This is a genomic window from Massilia putida (assembly GCF_001941825.1).
Classification (GTDB): Bacteria; Pseudomonadota; Gammaproteobacteria; order Burkholderiales; family Burkholderiaceae_D; genus Telluria; species Telluria putida.
Window position 1 is genome coordinate 1,377,238 of record NZ_CP019038.1, and the last position, 17,336, is coordinate 1,394,573.

At 56.3% G+C, this 17,336-nt stretch carries 14 protein-coding genes and 1 pseudogene; 11 read left to right on the plus strand and 4 right to left on the minus strand.

Annotated elements, in window-relative coordinates; translation table 11 throughout:
- Positions 1 to 3: 3 nt before the first annotated feature.
- The 7 genes from BVG12_RS08430 (at position 4) to BVG12_RS35800 (ending at position 10,469) form a co-directional block, all read left to right on the plus strand.
- Positions 4 to 1,563 (plus strand): efflux RND transporter periplasmic adaptor subunit, encoded by a 1,560-nt coding sequence (locus BVG12_RS08430; protein WP_047826638.1) that lies wholly within the window; start codon positions 4 to 6, stop codon positions 1,561 to 1,563.
- A complete protein-coding gene (locus BVG12_RS08435) occupies positions 1,560 to 4,736 on the plus strand; it encodes an efflux RND transporter permease subunit (protein ID WP_047826637.1) in 3,177 nt (1,058 codons plus the stop codon). Before BVG12_RS08430 ends, BVG12_RS08435 begins: the two co-directional genes overlap by 4 nt.
- Positions 4,737 to 4,861: 125 nt before the next feature.
- Positions 4,862 to 5,119, plus strand: a complete 258-nt coding sequence (locus tag BVG12_RS08440; RefSeq protein WP_156328275.1) for a hypothetical protein — start codon at positions 4,862 to 4,864, stop codon at positions 5,117 to 5,119.
- Positions 5,120 to 5,208: 89 nt separating this feature from the next.
- On the plus strand, positions 5,209 to 5,658 hold the full coding sequence (locus BVG12_RS08445; protein WP_047826635.1) for a copper-binding protein: 450 nt from the start codon (positions 5,209 to 5,211) through the stop codon (positions 5,656 to 5,658).
- A gap of 765 nt (positions 5,659 to 6,423) precedes the next feature.
- Positions 6,424 to 7,509: an AAA family ATPase gene (locus BVG12_RS08450; protein WP_082439653.1), complete on the plus strand. Its 1,086-nt coding sequence runs from the start codon at positions 6,424 to 6,426 to the stop codon at positions 7,507 to 7,509.
- 6 nt (positions 7,510 to 7,515) lie between these two features.
- Positions 7,516 to 9,732 carry a S8 family peptidase gene (locus BVG12_RS08455; RefSeq protein ID WP_075792004.1) on the plus strand — a complete coding sequence of 739 codons (2,217 nt, stop codon included), beginning with the start codon at positions 7,516 to 7,518 and terminating at the stop codon, positions 9,730 to 9,732.
- 194 nt (positions 9,733 to 9,926) lie between these two features.
- Positions 9,927 to 10,469, plus strand: coding sequence for a site-specific integrase (locus tag BVG12_RS35800; RefSeq protein ID WP_052234474.1), 543 nt, complete (start codon positions 9,927 to 9,929; stop codon positions 10,467 to 10,469).
- A gap of 403 nt (positions 10,470 to 10,872) precedes the next feature.
- Here BVG12_RS35800 and BVG12_RS34520 read toward each other — a convergent pair whose 3' ends face one another.
- The 4 genes from BVG12_RS34520 to BVG12_RS33945 form a co-directional block, all read right to left on the minus strand.
- Positions 10,873 to 11,295, minus strand: a complete 423-nt coding sequence (locus tag BVG12_RS34520) for a hypothetical protein (protein WP_162600504.1) — start codon at positions 11,293 to 11,295, stop codon at positions 10,873 to 10,875.
- A gap of 342 nt (positions 11,296 to 11,637) precedes the next feature.
- Positions 11,638 to 11,925 carry an antitoxin Xre/MbcA/ParS toxin-binding domain-containing protein gene (locus BVG12_RS35805; RefSeq protein ID WP_082439654.1) on the minus strand — a complete coding sequence of 96 codons (288 nt, stop codon included), beginning with the start codon at positions 11,923 to 11,925 and terminating at the stop codon, positions 11,638 to 11,640.
- A gap of 70 nt (positions 11,926 to 11,995) precedes the next feature.
- The gene (locus tag BVG12_RS33940; protein ID WP_156895583.1) at positions 11,996 to 12,346 is read right to left on the minus strand and encodes a hypothetical protein; all 351 of its coding nucleotides are present in this window, start codon (positions 12,344 to 12,346) and stop codon (positions 11,996 to 11,998) included.
- Positions 12,347 to 12,664: 318 nt separating this feature from the next.
- Positions 12,665 to 13,108, minus strand: a complete 444-nt coding sequence (locus tag BVG12_RS33945; RefSeq protein WP_156895584.1) for a hypothetical protein — start codon at positions 13,106 to 13,108, stop codon at positions 12,665 to 12,667.
- A 597-nt stretch (positions 13,109 to 13,705) separates the two neighbouring features.
- On the opposite strand from BVG12_RS33945, the gene BVG12_RS35810 reads away from it, so the two are divergent.
- The 4 genes and pseudogenes from BVG12_RS35810 to BVG12_RS08490 all read left to right on the plus strand — a co-directional run bounded on the left by BVG12_RS35810 (position 13,706) and on the right by BVG12_RS08490 (position 16,283).
- Positions 13,706 to 14,071: a helix-turn-helix domain-containing protein gene (locus BVG12_RS35810; protein WP_075792006.1), complete on the plus strand. Its 366-nt coding sequence runs from the start codon at positions 13,706 to 13,708 to the stop codon at positions 14,069 to 14,071.
- Between the two features lie 121 nt (positions 14,072 to 14,192).
- The gene (locus BVG12_RS08480) at positions 14,193 to 14,621 is read left to right on the plus strand and encodes a COG3415 family protein (RefSeq protein ID WP_075792007.1); all 429 of its coding nucleotides are present in this window, start codon (positions 14,193 to 14,195) and stop codon (positions 14,619 to 14,621) included.
- A complete protein-coding gene (locus BVG12_RS35815; protein ID WP_082439655.1) occupies positions 14,537 to 14,818 on the plus strand; it encodes a transposase in 282 nt (93 codons plus the stop codon). The genes BVG12_RS08480 and BVG12_RS35815 overlap by 85 nt, the downstream gene beginning before the upstream one ends.
- A 242-nt stretch (positions 14,819 to 15,060) precedes the next feature.
- Positions 15,061 to 16,283: pseudogene (locus BVG12_RS08490) on the plus strand (IS110 family RNA-guided transposase).
- Positions 16,284 to 17,336 lie beyond the last annotated feature (1,053 nt).

A 17,336-nucleotide genomic window follows, 5' to 3' on the forward strand; every position in this document is an offset into this window, starting at 1 on the left:
TAAATGAATGCAAAAAAAGCAACAATTGCCCTGCTGGTGGCTGCTGCACTGGGCGCCGGCGGGTATGGTGTGTACAAGCTCGGCATGCATCGAGGGATGGGGATGTCGACCGTTCCACAAACGGCGTCCTCCACCCACGGAACAGGTGTGAATCAATCCAGCGGACGCAAGGTACTTTACTGGCACGACCCGATGGTCCCGGGCCAGAAATTCGACAAGCCGGGCAAATCACCGTTCATGGACATGGAACTGGTGCCCGTGTATGCGGATGAGGCTGGCGACGAGGGCAAGATCAGCATCAGTCCTCGCGTCGAACAAAACCTGGGCGTGCGTACCGCCGAAGTCACGAAAGCCAGGTTTGCCGCCAACGTGGAAGCTGTCGGCAACGTCGCGTACAACGAGCGTGACGTTGCCGTGGTGCAAGCACGTAGCAACGGCTACGTCGAGCGGCTATTCGTGCGTGCACCGCTCGACCCGGTAAAAAAAGGCCAGCCGCTGGCTGCACTGTATGTGCCCGACTGGGTAGCGGCGCAGGAGGAATACCTCACCGCAAGGAAAATGAACGGTCCCGGGACGGACGGACTGGCGGAAGGGGCGCGACAGCGCATGCGCCTGGCGGGCATGACGGATGCGCAAATCCGTGGCGTCGAGTCCAGCGGCAAGGTGCAGCCCCGCTTGACCGTCAGCTCGCCTATCAATGGCGTGGTCGGAGAACTCACAGTCCGTGAAGGGATGACGATCGCATCGGGCGCGCCTATGTTCCGGATCAATGGGCTCAGCACGGTCTGGGTCAACGCCGAGCTACCTGAAGCCGCGTCGGCCGAGGTACGCCCAGGCACACGGGTGGAAGCCCGTGCACCTGCCCTGCCCGGCACGGTATTGAAGGGCAAGGTCAGCGCGATCCTGCCTGAAGTCGAGGCGGCAACGCGCACATTGAAAGCGCGTGTCGAACTGGCCAATCCCGGACAGCGACTGGTACCGGGCATGTTTGCGACCGTGAACTTTACGCCCGCGGCGAGCGCGGAGACCTTGACGGTGCCGACGGAAGCAGTGATCCAGACCGGTACGCGCAGTGTCGTGATGCTTGAACAAGGCCAGGGCAAATTCATGCCCGTCGATGTCCAGATCGGCCGCGAGAGCAATGGACAGACCGAAATCCTCAAAGGTCTCGACGTCGGGCAAAAAGTTGTTGTCTCAGGCCAGTTCCTGATCGATTCCGAAGCCAGCCTGCGAGGCACCACGAACCGGCTGAGCGGTCCGGCGCCGGCGGGCGGCGCCAAGCAAACCTCGGGGCCGACGACGCATCATGCCCATGGCAAGGTGGAGAATATCAACAAGGATGAAATCACGTTTTCGCACGATCCGATCCCGAGCATGCAGTGGCCGGCAATGACAATGGGCTTCAAGGTCCCGGCAGGAGGTGTGCCGAAAGATCTGGCGGTCGGCGACACGGTGAACTTCGAATTCCAGCAGACCAAGGACGGAGCGTTCCAGATCACCAGCATTTCCCCTGCCGGCCCGGCGATGCAGGGCATGAGTGGAATGGGAGACACCAGGAAATGATCGCCAAACTCATTCGCTGGTCGATCCTCAATCGCTTCCTGGTGCTGCTTGCGACAGTCGGCATCACGGCCTGGGGCATCTACGCGCTGCAGCGTACGCCTCTGGACGCATTGCCCGACTTGTCCGACGTGCAGGTCATCATCCGCACGTCCTATCCTGGCCAGGCGCCGCAAATCGTCGAGAACCAGGTCACCTATCCGCTGACGACGACGATGCTGTCGGTACCCGGCGCGAAAACGGTGCGCGGCTATTCATTCTTTGGCGATTCCTTCGTCTATATCCTGTTCGAGGACGGCACCGACCCTTACTGGGCACGCTCGCGCGTCTTGGAATATTTGAACCAGGTCCAGTCGCGCCTGCCACCACAGGCAAAGACCGCGCTCGGGCCGGACGCCAGTGGCGTTGGCTGGGTGTACGAGTATGCCCTGGTCGACCGCAGCGGCAGGATGGACCTGTCGCAGCTGCGCGCCTTCCAGGACTGGTTCCTCAAGTACGAACTCAAGACGGTGCCCAATGTGTCGGAAGTCGCGAGCCTTGGCGGCATGGTTCGTCAATACCAGATTGTCCTCGATCCTGACAAGCTGCGAGCCTACAACATCCCGCATAACGTGATCATCGATGCCGTACAAAAGGCAAACCAGGAGGCCGGCGGTTCGGTGCTCGAGTTGGGCGAAGCTGAATACATGGTCCGTGCAAGCGGTTATCTGCAATCGCTCGACGACTTCCGCAAGATTCCACTGATGACCTCCCAGGCTGGTGTTCCCGTGCTGCTGGGTGACGTCGCGCGAATCCAGCTGGGGCCGGAAATGCGGCGCGGCATCTCTGAGCTGAATGGCGAAGGCGAAGTGGCCGGTGGCGTCATCGTCATGCGCTCAGGGAAGAATGCACTGGAGACCATCGATGCGGTGAAAGCCAAGCTGACGTCGCTCAAGTCGAGCTTGCCCGCAGGGGTCGAGATCGTCCCGACCTATGACCGCTCGAATCTCATCCAACGGGCTGTCGACAACCTGCGGGATAAGCTGGTCGAGGAATTCATCGTTGTTGCGGTGGTGTGCGCAATCTTCCTGTTCCATCTGCGGTCCGCGCTGGTCGCGATTGTGACATTGCCGATCGGGATTCTGATCGCTTTCATCGTCATGCATTACCAGGGGGTGAATGCGAACATCATGTCGCTCGGCGGTATCGCGATCGCGGTGGGCGCCATGGTGGACGCCGCCGTCGTCATGATCGAGAACGCGCACAAGCATATCGAGGCGTGGAATCACACGCATCCCGGCGCAAGACTCGAGGGAGAAGCGCGCTGGCGGGTCATTGGGGACGCCGCCGCCGAAGTCGGTCCGGCACTGTTCTTTTCGCTGTTGATCATCGTGCTGTCGTTCATTCCGGTGTTCACGCTGGAAGCGCAGGAAGGACGGCTGTTCTCGCCGCTTGCCTTCACCAAGACCTATTCCATGGCAGCGGCCGCGGGGCTGGCCGTGACTTTGATCCCGGTGCTGATGGGTTACCTGATCCGCGGGCGGATTCCCGATGAACAGAAGAATCCACTGAATCGCTTCCTGATCGTCCTGTACCGGCCGTTACTCGATGGCGTGCTGCGCTTTCCCAAGTCGACCCTGGCCGCTGCCGCCGTGATTGCCCTCATCACCGTTTGGCCGATGACCCGGCTCGGCGGAGAATTCATGCCGCCTCTCGACGAAGGCGACCTTCTGTACATGCCCTCGGCGCTACCGGGGCTGTCGGCGGGCAAGGTGTCGCAGCTGCTTCAGCAGACGGACCGCCTGATCAAGACGGTCCCGGAAGTGCAAAGCGTCTTCGGCAAGGCTGGACGGGCCGAGACGGCGACCGATCCTGCTCCACTCGAGATGTTCGAAACCACGATCCAGTTCAAGCCAAGGGATCAATGGCGGCCGGGGATGACCACGGATAAGCTGGTGGAAGAACTGGACCGCGTGGTCAAGGTGCCTGGGCTTTCCAACATCTGGGTGCCACCTATCCGGAACCGCATCGACATGCTGGCCACCGGTATCAAGAGTCCGGTCGGCGTCAAGGTGGCCGGTACCAGCCTGCAGGAGATCGACCGCGTTGCCGGAGAGATTGAACGGATCGTCAAGACAGTGCCAGGCGTGTCTTCGGCACTCGCCGAACGTCTCAACGGTGGACGTTATGTCGACGTCAATATCAACCGTGACCAGGCGGCGCGCTACGGCTTGAATATCGCCGATGTGCAGAGCGTCGTATCGGCGGCAATTGGGGGCGACAACATCGGCGAGACCGTCGAGGGCCTGCAGCGATTCCCGATCAATGTCCGCTATCCGCGCGAGATCAGGGACTCAGTCGAAAACCTCCGTCAATTGCCGGTCCTGACGCCGCGCGGCGCACAGATTCGCTTGGGAGATGTAGCGGCGATCCGCATCAATGACGGCCCGCCCATGCTCAGGAGCGAAAATGCACGCCTGTCCGGCTGGGTGTACGTCGACATCCGGGGGCGCGACATGAGCTCGGTGGTGCGGGACATGCAGCAGGCTGTCGCCAGGCAGGTCAAGCTGCAGCCGGGCTACTCGATTTCCTGGTCCGGTCAGTTCGAATACCTGGAACGCGCCAGCGCGAAGCTCAAGCTTGTCGTACCGGCGACGCTCCTGGTGATCTTTGTCCTGCTCTACCTGACATTCAAGCGCTTTGACGAAGCCATCCTGATCATGGCCACCTTGCCGTTCGCACTGGCTGGCGGCATCTGGCTGCTCTGGATACTCGGACATCACCTGTCTGTCGCCAGCGCGGTCGGCTTCATTGCCCTTGCCGGCGTCGCGGCCGAGTTCGGGGTGATCATGCTGCTCTACCTGAAGCAGGCCTGGGAGGCTCGCGTCACTGTCGGAAAGTCATCCGAGGCCGATTTGTTGGACGCCATTCGGGAAGGGGCGGTACAGCGCGTCCGGCCAAAGGCCATGACCGTGGCGGTGATCATTGCAGGCCTTGTTCCCATCATGATCGCGTCCGGCACCGGCTCGGAAATCATGCAACGTATTGCTGCGCCCATGGTTGGCGGCATGTTGTCCGCGCCGTTGTTGTCCATGTTTGTGGTTCCGGTTGTCTACCTGTTGATGCGCCGTCGTCAGTTAAGAAAGGAGAATTTGCGGAAACCTGTACACCAAGAGGCCAACTATGAAACTACATGAGTTGCCACTGCACGGTGGCTCAAGGGTCCGGCTCTTTTGGCCGGGCCGGAGCGTAGACGGCTTATAACATGCCGCAGGAAGGTTTGGCCGAGTTCGCTTTTTTGCAGTCGTTAAAGGAGTCAATCATGAAAAAATTTCTTTTCACCTTACTCAGCGTAGCGTCATTCGCTACCGCTTTGCCGGCGTTCGCAGGTCCTGATTGGCAAATCATCGAGCATGGACGCAAGGTCAAGGCGGAGCGCATGCGACAGGAACAGGCTCAGCGCGCCCAGGAGGAGCAGCAGAGAAACGTGCAACATCCGGATAACCAAGCCGAAAAGGAACGGATGATGAAGGCGTGCATGGAAATGATGAACAAGTCACAGCAGCAGAGTGATCATTAATGAACCCGTAACGGCTAACTTAGCCACAACGACTTGGCGTCCCGTCGTGGACTCAAGACTTTACTTTTATTCACTTGAGGAGAACTCTCATGAAACGTTTTGCCCAACTGGCCTTTATTTCTGCAGTGACCATTTCGGGAACCGCCTTCGGTCAGACAGGCGATATGAAGGGTATGGAAATGAAAAAGGGTTGCATGGACATGAAGGAGATGAAAGGCATGGACATGAACAATATGAAAGGCATGAATATGGAGGGATGTAAGGATATGATGAAGGAGAACACTGCCGACAGCAAAGTCCAGGGTACCTCCAAGGAAGACACAGTACACAAGACGTCAGCCGTGGTGAAATCGGTAGACCCGACCAATGGCAAGGTGACACTCGCCCATGACCAGGTAAAGTCCCTGAATTGGCCGGCAATGACAATGACTTTCGGCGTCAAGGACAAGTCTTTGCTCGACAAGCTCGCAGTCGGAAAGAAAGTGGACGTTGAGTTCACGCAGCAAGGATCGAACTACGTCGTTTCAGCAGTTAAATAAGCGGAATACGGGTCTTCAGCTCGGGTTCTATTCGTCAGCACAGTGACAATCCGGGTAGCCGCGACGGTAGATCCGCCATCGCCGCTGTGCTGATTCTAATTGCTCGCGAGTTTTAGCTAATAACGCCCCGGAACGCGTAGCGTGTCGTTATTTACAGTTTCTGAAACGCTTCCTTCAATCTGTCGAGAAGTCACACGTTTTCTTCACCGGGCTGCGGTCGCGCACCCCGGTGTCGTGTCGTGGGCGAACTAACTGCCGAGGGAGGCCGGATCGAGCGTGAACTCGTTGATACCCCGAAAGCTCGCAGTCACGACGTCGATATCAAAACCCAACCTAACACGCAGGACAGTTTGCGACGTATTCCGCCGAGTGTCGGACTCGTTTGCCTGTCTTGGCTTGAGGTCAGAGGAAGGTTCTATTCGTCCGCTACCCCACGGCGATCAGCTGAACTGGGCGTCGAACTCCTTGGACGCGATCCTTGGTCCTCTTTGGTCCAGGCCTTGGGCGATAACCCGACAAATCACCGAAGGTCCTGCCCATACTCAACGCCCTGCATTGCTAAAGCCGCTCTTCGCATCAACGGTGCGGCCGAGAGGACATTATTCCCATAATGTCTGGAAAATACGGGCGCAGTGTAAGCGCATCGTTTGGCCTGTACTGCGCCAAGTCCTCAGCAATAAGAGTGGCTCAAGTGGTAAAGTTCGGTTAAAATCAACCATACAGAATTTACCAGTAACGCTATCTTATTGTTTCAAAAGGATTGTAGTGGAAAGCTTCCCGCGAAAAGAACTCGTTAATATTGTGCAGTCCGGCATGACCGGCTCGCGTAGCGCCTTCGCGCTCGCCGTCGGCCGGTTCGCGACCAAGCTGAAACAGACAGACCTAGCCCTGGCGCAGGAAATTGCACAGTTTCTCTCGTCCGAGAACGTCATGCGCGGCGCAGGCGACTTCGTGCCGGCACCTGTCGACGCGGACTCGCGCATGGAGCTGGTCGAGACCGTCTATCCGGTCGTCGTGCCGAAAAGACCGGTCTTCAACGGTACCGTGCAGGACGTGCTCGACGATGTACTCAAGGAATGGCGCAGCCTCGACGTGCTCATCCAGGAAGGACTCGCTCCGGCGCGCATGCTGCTGTTTTGTGGCCAGCCTGGCGTCGGCAAGACCCTGGCCGCGTACTGGCTCGCCCAGGAACTCAAACTTCCCCTGCTTACCCTTAATCTTGCAACCGTCATGAGCAGCTTCCTGGGCAAGACCGGGAACAATGTGCGCGCAGTGTTCGATCACGCCATGTCCAGGCCGTGTGTCCTGCTGCTCGATGAATTCGACGCCATTGCCAAGCGCCGCGACGACGACAGTGATGTGGGCGAATTGAAACGACTGGTCAACGTCTTGCTGCAGGCGCTGGACGACTGGCCGGCCAACGCCCTGCTGATCGCTGCCACTAACCATGGAGAATTGCTCGATCCCGCCGTCTGGCGCCGGTTCGACCACGTCATCCAGTTCGAGCCGCCCTCCGCTGAGCTTATCGAAACCTACCTTGCAGACCTGGCCATGGAAGAGAAGGTTCGTAAGAACTTGGCTGCGCTGCTACACGGGGAATCGTTCAGCGGTATCGGCCAGATCGTGAACGCTTCGCGCAAGACCGCGCTGCTGGAGAAAGCCGAGCTCGTGCCCACACTGGTCAAGAACGCCGTTAGGTTGCGAATAAGTAAAGGAGATATGGCCAAGCCCCATGAGGGCGAGATGTTGCTCATGTACCTGGCCGGTCACTCGCGCAGGGAAATTGCCACAAGCCTGGGCAAGACCCATCCAACAGTCAGCAGTGTCATCAAACGTTACCTCGGGGAGTAATCAGGAATGGCGGCAACGAACATCATCTTGGGCTATGGCGAAACACTGACGCATCCGTTCAAGCTCGATCGCGGTTCGGGTAACAAGAAATACCCGTATCACATCGCAGAGCAGCGAGAGTCGCTCGGCAAGCAGCTCGGAAGGCTCATGGAGGCGCAGCAGTCCCAACCGGCCATCGTCAAGCCGCGCGGCGAGTCCGTTGCCAAGTTCACCCTCCACCCTGCCTTCCTGGCCAAGACGCATCACCCGAACGGCCTACTAAAGGCGAGCGGCCTGCGCTGCGTCGGCAGCCGGTCGGCCTATGTCGTGCCGCGCAAGGTCGCCAGCACCCGCCAGAAGAGCGGTCAGTCGCTCTTCACGGCTGCGCTGTACGTGGCGGGCCCGGATGAAGCCTTCCGACGCCTGACCGACATGCTGTTTTCGACCAAGATCGCACAAACGCACCAGAAGGCGTTTTGCCGCTTTGAACTGATGCAGCCATTTGCAGCCTCCGACAAGAATTTCGTTGACGAGGCTACCCTAAACCAGCCAACACTTGAGGTTGTGCTCCATGCGTCGGCACAGGATGGCGACATCGTCAAGGCGTTTGCCCGCTACGCCGAATCGCTCGGCGGAGTGGCTGACATCGCGCGTGCGTTAAATGTCTCTGGCCTGACCTTTGTGCCGGTGCGCCTGCCGGCGGCGAAAGCGCATGGCTTGTCCGCCTTCCAGTTCGTCCGCGCCGTGCGGGTGATGCCATCGCTACGCATCGGCGGCAGGGAGATGCGCGCCTCGAGCATCGCTGCGCCTGCCTTGCCTGCCTTGCCGGCGATCGACACTTCGCTCAAGGTGGCAGTATTTGACGGCGGGATCGGTCACTCCGACCTGAGTTCCTGGGTTCAGGAGACGGTGATGCCGGGTGCAGAGTCGACATCCGCAGCCTACCTGCATCACGGGAATGGCGTGACCAGTTCAGTCCTGTTCGGGCCGCTCGATGAGGCGGCGGAGACCTTCCCGCGCCCTTACGCGAATGTGCACCACTACCGCTGCATCAGTCCTGCGTTGGCGACGCCCGACGGGATTCCCGACGCAGACCTGTACGACGTCCTTAAACATATCGATAGCGTCCTCAAAAGCGAGCAACCGGAGTTCGTCAACTTGAGCATCGGGCCGTACATGCCTATGAACGATGACGAAGTCCACCCCTGGACTGCCTTGATCGACAGTCACCTGGCCTCGGGGAAGACCCTCGCCGCTGTCGCGGTAGGCAATGACGGCGAAAAGGCATGGCCCGAATCGCGCGTCCAACCCCCTTCCGACATGGTCAACGCCCTGGCGGTGGGCGCGTGCGACGTCACCGAATTAGGCTGGGACCGCTCCCCGTACAGCTCGCACGGGCCAGGACGGAGCCCGGGCATGGTCAAGCCGGACGGTGTCGGCTTCGGAGGATCGGAAAAGCAGCCGTTTGTCGTCTACAACGCGCTCACGGGGCAATACGCCCACACGAGCGGCACGAGCTTCAGCTCGCCCGCGACCCTGCGCACTGCCATTGGCGTGAAGGTGTCCCTCAATTCGCCACTCAGCCTCGTCGCGGTACGGGCGTTGATGTCGCACCACGCGACGCGACCTAAAACCATGCTGATGAGCCATGTTGGGCACGGCCGCTTCCCTCAGAGTGTCGATGAGGTCCTGACCTGCGACGACAACGAAGTACGGGTGATCTACCAGGGCACCTTGCAGGCGGGGCAAAACCTCCGCGCCCTGATTCCCTTCCCGACCCTGCCCCTGAATGGCAGCGTGACGCTACGCGCCACGCTGTGCTTCGCGAGCCACACCGACCCCGAACATGCGGTGAACTACACCCGCGCCGGCTTGACGGTGATGCTGCGGCCGAAAAAATCGCAGAAAAAGACGACCACGTTCTTCTCCTCGTCGAAAATGTACACGAGCGAGCTCGAAGCGCGCATGGACGACCAGAAGTGGGAAACGACGCTCAAGCACGAGCAGCGCTTCAACGCCGACACCCTAGACGACCCCTTGTTCGATATCACTTACGGCGCCCGCGAAGACGGACAAAGCGTCGATAACGAAACACTGCCACCGCTCCCCTACGCCATGGTGGTGACGATTTCGGCCGAAGACACACCAGGCGTCTATAACAATATCAGGCAACGCTACCAGACGCTCCAGCCCGTCGAGGTACGTCAGGAGGTCCGGATCCAGAGCGGCACCGGTCGACCGTGACACGCAAAGGCCTTTGGCAGGGCAATGCATCCGCAACGCTGACAAAGGCCTAGCCGCGCAGCAGGCTTTCCTCGCCCTCGGCGAGCCGCCTGTGGCCAAGGTGTCAGTGCCGATTTCGGTGACGAACTCGTAGAGCGAGGCAATGCTCGGCGCCGTGCTAAATTCTACTGCGCAGTGCACACAGGCCATGCTCGATGGCGACAGACCGCGCCCTGACCATGCCTGATTTACCTATCTCCCTGGAGCACGAACGCGAGGTCGCTCCGATAGAAGCGCTGCACGTGCCTCATGAACTCGATGGCTCACGTGGAACGAACCGCGAGTGGAACGTGCCGCGACAAATCGCAGCCAACACAGACGTCGAGGCTGTGCGCGCATGGCTGGCGAACTTCGTCGGTACCAAGACGACATTCGACGCCTATCGAAAGGAGGCCGAGCGCCTGCTGGTGTGGTCGATATGGGAAGCCGGCAAGCCACTTTCCTCGCTGACCCACGAGGATTGGCTGGTCTACCAGCGCTTCCTGGCATCACCCGGGCCTCGCGAGAAGTGGGTGGCGGACAAGGGGCGCAAGCACCCCCGCAGCGACAACCGCTGGCGGCCCTTTGCTGGCCCACTCTCTACCGCAAGCCAACGACAGGCGGGCGTGATCCTCAATTCGACGTTCGCCTGGCTTGTCAACGCAGGCTACCTTGCTGGCAATCCGCTGTCGCTCTCGCGCCATCGCAAGCCTCGCTAGGCCCCGCGCATTGAGCGCTATCTTGACGAGGACCTGTGGCTACAGGTCAAGACCACAATCGATGCCCTGCCCCGCGAGACCCCGCGTGAACGCGAGCACTATTTCCGCCTGCGCTGGCTCATCACGCTGTGTTACGTCTGCGGCCTGCATATCTCAGAGGTTGCGAAAACAGCATGGGCAATTTCTTTTGCCGGCGCGACCAGGGCGGCACGGAACGCTGGTGGCTCGAGATCCTCGGAAAGGGGAGCAAGGTGCGGATCGTGCCGGCCACGAACGAACTCATGGTAGAGCTTGGCCGTTACCTGCGCGAATTGAGCTACCCGCCTATGCCGGTCCCGGGAGAGTCGACGCCCCTGTTGCTACACATTGGCGGCAACCCAAAGGCCCTCGTCGCTCCACATAGTCATGCCACATATGTCCCTTTTAGATTGCGCGCGGCTTTTATCACGTCATTGGTCCGGTCCAGTGCATCTTTCGGGGCCACAGACACGGCCTCGCTATCTGTTTCTTTCGTGATCCAGCCATTTGGAAAGTGGAACCACGTTGCGATTGACCAGGTATCCGCGCATTCGCCATACGCCTTCAGGATATTCCTGACGACCGGCAAAGGTTGAAACATCGGGTCGAATTGATAACGAGGATAATATTCTTCTCCATTATACAAGACACTGAAGATCCGCCCATGGCGCTTCCAAGCACTCGCTGGAAATGACTTTTTCCGTGGGGGCCTAATTTGTAGCTTGTTGATCTCTTCTGCTGTCAGCCATTCACCATCATCGAACACCTTTTTGACTGTAGCCATCTGATCAATCCGATCTTCAAGCATGATGCCGTCCTCCTTTTCAACACCATATTGATGGCTTTCACGGAAGTGAGTTCCAAGCTAAGCAAATGAGATGCTATCCGTCAGCCTGCCTGCGAACCATATTTTCGATAACCGCCTCAGGCATCGCCCTCACGAGCAAGCCACCAAATTTGCGAAAACTTTAAAGCCTACAAACTTGCTAGCAATCGCAATCAGCATAATTATTCACACTTAGGCTAATGTGCTCGCCACCAATACAACGACCCGAAGTATTAGGAAATTCCTTCGCTATCATTACATACTCCTTTCGCGCGCCGCCAGTATGCCGTAATTACTCATTGATTCTTCCTCATTCTCTTAATATCATGTATAGACACCAAATTCTACTCTAGTTAGATAGTCTAGTAAAATCTGGACGTTTGCAGATTTTGCCAAATCCACAGGGCGTCTGCCACCAAGGCCTATTGCTGGGGCAATAAACCAATTTAAAGCAGACCTTTTATCGCAACCAAGCGCACGAACGATGCTGGGCTCAATAGCATGCCATTCACTCAATAGCCCAAGCATTTTTAAACGCTTTTTTTGACCATTTGGCGCAGAGTAATGAAACGAGTAGCTGTAAAGTTGCGTTTTTCGCGACCTAACTCTCATAATTAAGATTTCTACAAAATAGTTAATTAATTATTTAAAAAATCGTTTTGCAGAGCTAAATCGAAAATTTCTACTTGAGACGACGTAACACTTCCTCATTGATCCATTGCGCTTCAGCCTTCGATATCAGGCCGCCTTCAAAAAATGCGTCGAGATAATGATCCAGTACTTTCTCTTCGCTCAGCCCTACGATTTTTCCTTCCTTGGCAGCGTGCGCCCTTCCCGTCAAGTCGGCCACATATTCTAAGCACATGGTCCAACGTTCATAGATTTCAGGTGGCGTACAGCCGGCCACATAAAATTTTCCTTTGTACTTTGACATTATTAGTTTTGGCTGCGTTCCAGGAATCGTGGCCGGGTAGTCAGGGCGAGGAAAACTCACCGGGACCTTCAAAAATTCATTCTCATCAATCTCGCGCATTTGATTAAACTTTTAATATTTTCGGAAATTCACTTTGGTGCTTTGAAAAGGTCCTGCTGCGTGGCAAATATCAGCAATGAACTGAAAATTTACGAACTTGTTTGAGCGGCCGCTTCAAATTCGGTTGAATACGCAAAATAAAACTTCTTACGAATAAAAAACGACACGGTATTAAAATTTTCGCCAACAACATAAAATCCCGGCGGCCCACAATAACCGGACTCTTCAACAATTTGGCAATCGCCGAATAATAACTAGGTATCAAGGACAACCATTATCGTTCCAATTCAGTAAACGCGCCCATCACATAACTGCATATCATATTTTGAAGTCTGGCTCAGCCCATACCAATGATACCTTCCGCAAATTATCTTTATCGACTTCGTCTAATGCGTTGTGTTCCATTGCCCCATCAGATAGCTCAAATACGTGAACAATATTGCCGTCCGGACTATTGCCAACGAACACTCGCTTAACCGATCTTATTTTATAATCGCGCTCGTCTACCCTCCGCGACTGCAATGATATCTTATAGAATTTTATATTTTCGGATTGAGCAAATAAAAAAACTTTTTCTATCGAATCAAATATGAAACGTTGCCAGCGGCTTTCCATAGAAACAGGCGCTACGTCAACATGAAAAATCTGGCCGTTAAATGGTATTTCAACAAACGAAAAAATATTAATACTTGGTTGATCAAATAACTCACGCAACACATCGATTTGCTCAGAACTATATGAGCTTTGATAGGCATAAAACACTTTTCCGTCCTCAAACGTCAAAAAATGAATGACTGGCTTGAGCAATCAAGCGGCAAAATAGATGGCTAGTAGACGTTAACATAATTCATCGTTACCTTAGCATAATTCATCGTTACCTTAGGAATACATTAGGGCCTGCTGTGCCGACGATTTCATCAATTCAAGCGCTGCAGCGTTACCGGTAAGCTCGACTGTCAAGGCCGAAAATAGTGCCAAATAAAAACTTCGCTTGGGCCAAAGCGCATCTATCGGCACATGAAGCTCTTCGCGATAATTTTCAAAAAAATACCACAAGCCAAAACTCAAATTCCGTCGAATCATATATACCTGACCTCGCAAGGTAAGTGCGAGAACGCTCGGCCGGTCATTCCGTATTGACGAACATTTTTTACAGTCCGCTTCAACTTGATGCAGGCTCTTAAGTAAGCACACAGGCCGACGTGAACCCCATCGCGACGGACACTAACGCGGGTTCAGACTAAGCGAGACCCTGGAACTTTAAGCCGAAAATCATTTTACATCAAGTGAATAGGCATTTTATGTCATTTTCTTCGAACCGCGCGCAGTTGAACATGACGGATTTTCAAGAGGAAACGCATGCCAAGAAAGCCAAAAGCGCCCCGCGGAGCGGCTCTTGGCGCTCAGGTGGGGCGCAACATTAGGACTGCGAGAACCCAGCGCGGAATGACACAAGGGCAGCTAGCCGAGGCTATTGATATCGAAACGGCAACATTATCTCGCATCGAAATTGGCGCCCAACTTCCCTCGCTCGACCGACTTCAGCATATCTCGGAGGTCCTGCAGGTGCACCTGCGATCATTGGTAGCAGAGGAGAACACCCCAAGCCTATTCATCGAATCAATAGCAGAGGCGCTCAGCGGCCTTCCGACACGGGAGCAAGTATTTTTACGCGATTTCGTGCTCAGCTATTCTCTTCACTGGAAGCGTGGTCAGACGAGCTAAGGATAACAAGACCATGCCTTTTACGATCGGAATTGGTGTAAACGCAATTTGACTAACAGGGTGTAGACGAAATCAATAAACATAGCTGTGGCATGCTATCGCGGTGTAGAAGGAGCATGCCATGGCGACGAAACGTTCACTCGACGACTCTACCCCGTCGGTCCACACTGGCGACAGGCCGCCAGCGTCGAACTCTGACCATATCGCAGCTTTGTACGATATCGTGACAGAGCATGCCCGGGCTGGTCTGCAAGAGATTGCTGAGGACTTACATCGCCGCTGTGGCGCACGCGTCTGTGCGGCGACGATTCGTCGCGCGTTACGTGCTCAAGGCATCGTACGACTCAAGCCGGTACGACGGGCGTACGCTGCAACCGCGGCCAAGGGGCCCAAGCGCTATGGCTACACGGCAGCCCATCGCCGCAAGGACGTGTCACCGTACAGTACCAATCTGACGGACGCGGAATGGGATCTGGTCGCCGATTTGTTCGAGCCTGCGCCGGGGCAACAAGGTACGCCTGTGCACTACAGTCGGAGAGAGAGCTCGTGAATGCATGTTCGTACGGACTACGTACAAGCTGCGCCTGGCGGCTCTTACCCGAGACGTTCCCGCTCTGGCAGGCAATCTACAAAGCATTCGCGCGCTGGGTTGGGGCGGGCGTGTTCGAGCAGATACAAGACCGGCTGCGCGAACAATGGCGTGCACCGGTACAACAAAACCGCATTGTCCTGACCAAACGATCATGACGGTAGCGTCACCCTTGCAGATGAAAGAGACTTGAGGGTGGAAGGTGACGGGTAGAGGTCGTGCTTAAACTTTGGCGGGCTCGCACCCCGTACCCAACGTGACCCGCCGAGCTGACTCGCACCCAGGATTGCACCTGCAAGGGCGTACGCTAAATTGGCCGTTGGCGAATTATCACCATCAGGCATCTTCAGTCTCGGCTCCCGCACCTTCCATTTTTGAGTCTAGCTCAAAGGGAGGGGCGATGGAACTGGTGACGATCCATAAAAGCGTGATTGGCCTGGATGTCCATCAGGCGCAGATCACGGCCTGTGCGCTGATTGAAATGCCCGATGGATCAACCCGGGTCGAACAGCGCCAGTTCGGTGGGTTCAAGCGTGATCGACGAGAATTGGCTGAATGGGCGTTGGCCCTCAAGCCAGACGAAGTGGTCATGGAAAGCACGGGCATCTATTGGAAGAGCCCTCATGCAGCGCTTGAAGCGGTCGGCATTCTTGCCAAGGTCGTCAATGCGCGGCATGTTAAAAACGTTCCAGGGCGCAAGACCGACATTGGCGACGCGCAGTGGCTGGCGATGCTGTCACGGGCCGGTTTGCTACGTGGATCATTCATTCCACCCGCTGTCCTGAGGGAGCTGAGGCTGATCGCCCGTCAGCGACAAAAACTGGTCAGCCAGCTCACGGGTGAAAAAAACCGACTCCACAAGATCCTGGCCGATGGCGGCGTGCGTCTGAGCGTTGTGGTCAGCGATCTTCACGGACAGTCCGCGCGGATCCTGGTCAAAGCCATCATCAGAGGATGTTCGCCTCAAGAAGTTCTGGATCAAGCGAGCAAACGCCTTCGCGCCAGTAGAGAAGTGCTCTACGATGCGGTACAGGGGGAATTGACCGATAGCCATCGGTTTGCGTTGGGCGAAATAATGCAGCACATCGAGGAGATCGAAGCGCGCCTTGCGCGCTTCGAGGCCCGTTTGCTCAATGGCCTCCAACCTGAACACAACGCGTTGGCGTTGCTGCAAACGGTACCCGGTATCGACCTTATGGGCGCGGCCATGCTGCTTGTCGAAATCGGCTCTGACATGACTTCATTTGGCAGCGCTGACCGATTGGCATCGTGGATCGGCATTTGTCCGGGCAATCACGAATCTGCGGGCAAGCGTAAATCCGGTCGAGCGCGCAAAGGCAATCCCTACGTGCGTCGGCTGCTTTGCGAGTTTGCACATGCCGCCTGCCGTTCAAACTGTGCCTTTAAACCGAAATTTGATGCCTTGATGCCGCGTCGAGGTTACAAGCGCAGCATCGTTGCAATCGGCCACAGCATCATCCGCACCATCTTTTTCATGCTCCAGCGCCGCGAACATTACCGCGACCGCCTGGTCGGTTACGAAGCCATGGCGGTCAAGCGTAATGCCCCCGATGGATCAAGGCACTGACTAAATTCGGCTACCTCGATTCAGCCAGCGCCTGATCTAACGGCGTCGTCCCCGAGTATGGCTACTCACAGGCCAGGGGTACGCACGTCTCGATGGTTCTCTCTTTCACGCTAAATTCGGCTACCTCGATTCAGCCAGCGCCTGATCTAACGGCGTCGTCCCCGAGTATGGCTACTCACAGGCCAGGGGTACGCACGTCTCGATGGTTCTCTCTTTCACGCTAAGTTTACAGAAAGCCGAGAGAGCTAAGTCTTGCCGTGATAGGTCGCGCGGGCGCTCGCCACGAGCTCGGAAAAATCGAGCTTCCTGACTCGCTGAATGACGCAAAAAGTCGTTTAGCACGCGTAGACCCATTTGGTCTTAAGCGTCTCTACGACAACTTACGCGAGAAGATCGAAGAAGGCAGGATTTCCGAGTTGCTGCCTATGAACCCGAAGGACGCCCCTTCAGGTTTCTATGAATCGCTGTTTGGCCGAATCGTAGAACAGGTGAATGGGGGATCAAGGAAGTTTGGGGCGCTAGCAGGAAGGCTGGCCGTGGACTGGATGAAGGCCATCCCCTACCTCGAGATGTTAGGTCGTTGGATTTCAAGGCAGCGCAAGAGCGAGCGTAAGAAAGCCGAGCAAGCTTTAAATGATGGCATGACTCCTGCGAAGCCCAAAACGCTAGACGCTCTCATACGAGACGCCTTCGACCTTATTGAAGAAATCGTACGTTTCCAATGTTTGCAGCTTGGGAAGGCCTGTCGAGACCTTCTGCTACAGGCACTACGACAAACAGGGAAACGCCGATCTAGTACTAAAGGTGTTCGACTCTGCCCTGGCGCTGGAACTCGGAATTTCATAAAAGGCCGCAACAGCCTATGTTGAACTCGACCTGTCGCGAATAGCTGCGTCCGCCCTCCAGCGTCTTTCGCCTGAGGAAGGCCCTCTCACAACGGAAGCCTCACGGCAACTCCTTCGCGATTTGAAGGTGGAAAGCCTTAACCTAAGCCCAATAATCGTCACCGAGTTGCTTAGACTGGGCCTGAGTAAAGAAGCGAATAATTCATCACCATCCCAGCAAGGCTAGCTAGCCAAATTAATCCT

Bases quoted from the DNA above. Each gene is read 5' to 3' on its own strand.
- BVG12_RS08430 (WP_047826638.1), top strand. From the start codon at position 4: ATGAATGCAAAAAAAGCAACAATTGCCCTGCTGGTGGCTGCTGCACTG.
- BVG12_RS08435 (WP_047826637.1), top strand. From the start codon at position 1,560: ATGATCGCCAAACTCATTCGCTGGTCGATCCTCAATCGCTTCCTGGTG.
- BVG12_RS08440 (WP_156328275.1), top strand. From the start codon at position 4,862: ATGAAAAAATTTCTTTTCACCTTACTCAGCGTAGCGTCATTCGCTACC.
- BVG12_RS08445 (WP_047826635.1), top strand. From the start codon at position 5,209: ATGAAACGTTTTGCCCAACTGGCCTTTATTTCTGCAGTGACCATTTCG.
- BVG12_RS08455 (WP_075792004.1), top strand. From the start codon at position 7,516: ATGGCGGCAACGAACATCATCTTGGGCTATGGCGAAACACTGACGCAT.
- BVG12_RS35800 (WP_052234474.1), top strand. From the start codon at position 9,927: ATGGCGACAGACCGCGCCCTGACCATGCCTGATTTACCTATCTCCCTG.
- BVG12_RS34520 (WP_162600504.1), bottom strand. From the start codon at position 11,295: ATGCTTGAAGATCGGATTGATCAGATGGCTACAGTCAAAAAGGTGTTC.
- BVG12_RS35805 (WP_082439654.1), bottom strand. From the start codon at position 11,925: ATGAGAGTTAGGTCGCGAAAAACGCAACTTTACAGCTACTCGTTTCAT.
- BVG12_RS33940 (WP_156895583.1), bottom strand. From the start codon at position 12,346: ATGCGCGAGATTGATGAGAATGAATTTTTGAAGGTCCCGGTGAGTTTT.
- BVG12_RS35810 (WP_075792006.1), top strand. From the start codon at position 13,706: ATGCCAAGAAAGCCAAAAGCGCCCCGCGGAGCGGCTCTTGGCGCTCAG.
- BVG12_RS08480 (WP_075792007.1), top strand. From the start codon at position 14,193: ATGGCGACGAAACGTTCACTCGACGACTCTACCCCGTCGGTCCACACT.
- BVG12_RS35815 (WP_082439655.1), top strand. From the start codon at position 14,537: ATGGGATCTGGTCGCCGATTTGTTCGAGCCTGCGCCGGGGCAACAAGG.